At 68.8% G+C, this 2,097-nt stretch carries 2 protein-coding genes; one reads left to right on the top strand and one right to left on the bottom strand.

Annotated features, from left to right (window positions below; translation table 11 throughout):
* Nucleotides 1-246: 246 nt before the first annotated feature.
* Complete coding sequence (locus AC1DVT_RS19770; protein ID WP_477391051.1) at nt 247-1,071, bottom strand: helix-turn-helix domain-containing protein; 825 nt, start codon at nt 1,069-1,071, stop codon at nt 247-249.
* Nucleotides 1,072-1,142: 71 nt separating this feature from the next.
* On the opposite strand from AC1DVT_RS19770, the gene AC1DVT_RS19765 reads away from it, so the two are divergent.
* Entirely contained in the window at nt 1,143-1,958 is an 816-nt protein-coding gene (locus AC1DVT_RS19765; RefSeq protein ID WP_477391050.1) for a phytanoyl-CoA dioxygenase family protein, read from the top strand.
* Nucleotides 1,959-2,097: the final 139 nt, after the last annotated feature.

Raw genomic sequence — 2,097 nt, 5'->3', positions numbered from 1 at the left:
CTGCTGCACATCGAAGCCGACCGCGCGAGCCGTCGAAACGGTGCTCGCACCTGCTAACAGCATCCGCAACGCTCGAGCCCGAACCTCCAACGACGCATGCGATCCCATCTCGACCAACCCCTCCCGAACGATCAGCCCGAGATGTTGCACTCACCACCTGAACTCGCCTGGGTGGTGTCGCACGAAGTCGGTGGTTTCGGGGCGGGTGGCGCAGGTCGAAGGCGCGGCGCGGAGCGCGGGCTCGGATCAGCCCGGCGCGGAGCGCCGGCGATACGCCGTGGGGCTCATCCGATGGAAAGCGCGGAAGCGCTGCGAGAAGTAGAGCGGGTCGTCCCACCCGACCGCGCGCGCGATCTCGCCGATCGACAGGTCGGAGAAGTCCAGCAGCTGGGCGGCGCGCGCCATCCGCTCGCGTTCCACGAAGCGCTGCGGGCTGGCGCCGAGGTGCTCGCTGAACAGGTGCGTCAGGCGTGAGCGCGACAGGTGCGCCACCCGCGCGAGCGCGGTCACGCTGAGATCCCCTTCCAGGTGGGATGCGATGTGCTCCATCACGCGCAGGATGCGGGCGTCGGTGCGCCCTCGGAGCGGGTTCTGGGTGTCGATCCACAGCAGCGCCGATTCGAGGGCGTTCACAGCGAAGAGCTTGGACTGCAGCTGCGGTCGTACGCCGGCGCGCGCGGTGCGACGCAGCTCGGCGGCGATCCGTCGATGCACCTCGTCCGGGCTGTGGACGTATCCGATCGTGCCCGCCCGGATCGGCCAGTCCAGCAGCGGCAGCCACTCTGCACGCGGGTGGAAATGGGCGAAGACGAGCGTCCAATCGTGGGTGGCCGTCGAGTAGTCGTGGCGCACGTGGGGTCGCAGCAGCACCGCATCGCCCGGGGTGGTGACGACCGTTCCGGACGATCCCGTGACGCGACCGGAACCCGCGATCGTGTGCATGAGCAGCCAGTCGTCGGTACCCGAGACCCGCCACGTGGAGTAGTCGGCCGAAACCGAGTACTCGCCGGCGAGCACCCGGTCGACCTGCGGGTGGAGTGATTCGAGACGAGGTGAGGAGGCGGCATCCATAGCACGATCTTCCATATCGATGACAGCTGAGCCCATGGTGTCAGAAGCAGCCGCCCGGCACAGTGGCGTGCATGTTGAATATCACCCTCACCCGGTCCGGGACGCTTCGCGACGAGTACGAGGAGCGGGGTGTCGTGCAGCTCGCCGCGGTGCTGAACCCCGCGGAGGTGGCCGAGATCCGTGGCGTCTTCATGGATCTCATCGAGCGCGACCGTTCGGTCGGCCACGACGACGGGACGGGAGTCGACGACGTGCTCTCGCGCTATCCGCGGATCGTGCACCCGCACCGGCGCACCGACCTCGAGATCGGACGACTCGCGCGACGCTGGATGCTGGACCCGCGGGTGGTCGGTCCGGTCGTGGAGATGGTCGGGCCGGTGTACGCGGCGCAGTCGATGTTCTACTTCAAACCGCCCACGGCCCGCGGTCAGGCACTGCACCAGGACAACCTGTTCCTGCAGGCGCATCCCGAGACCTGCATCGCGGCATGGCTCGCCATCGACGACTGCGACGAGGAGAACGGCGGTCTGCGGGTGGTGCCGGGCTCGCATCGCTACGAAATCGTCTGCCCCGGCGAGGCGGATGAGACGGTGTCGTTCACGAGCGGCGAGGTGAAGCTTCCCGACGGCATGGCCGCACGGCAGACCGAGCTCGCCGCGGGCGACATGCTGTTCTTCCACGGGAGCATGGTGCACGGCTCCGGACCGAACCGGTCGGCCGAACGCTTCCGCCGGTCGCTGATCTTCCACTACGTCCCGGTCTCCAGTGTCGAGATCGCGCGGTTCTACAACCCGCTCCTCACCCTCGACGGCAGCGAGGTGCGGATCGAGGAGTCCGCCGACGGCGGTGCGTGTGGCGAGGGCTGGATCCCTGCCGGGCCCCACTGACGCTGTCGCGCGCGGCTAGGAGGATCCCCACGCGGTCTGCAGCGCGCCGGGCGGACGGTCCCAGCGATGGGCCGGATAGTCCGTGCTGATGGCGACTCCGGACGGGTCTGCGGCGATCGCGTTGGAGCCGATCGCCGTC

Source organism: Microbacterium sp. P2_F9 (genome assembly GCF_056403635.1).
The sequence above is the reverse complement of the archived record's forward strand: the minus strand, read 5'-3'. Positions and strand labels throughout refer to the sequence as shown.

What these genes read in the sequence shown, in the direction of transcription:
- AC1DVT_RS19770 (WP_477391051.1), bottom strand. Translation starts at nt 1,071, where the DNA reads ATGGATGCCGCCTCCTCACCTCGTCTCGAATCACTCCACCCGCAGGTC.
- AC1DVT_RS19765 (WP_477391050.1), top strand. Translation starts at nt 1,143, where the DNA reads ATGTTGAATATCACCCTCACCCGGTCCGGGACGCTTCGCGACGAGTAC.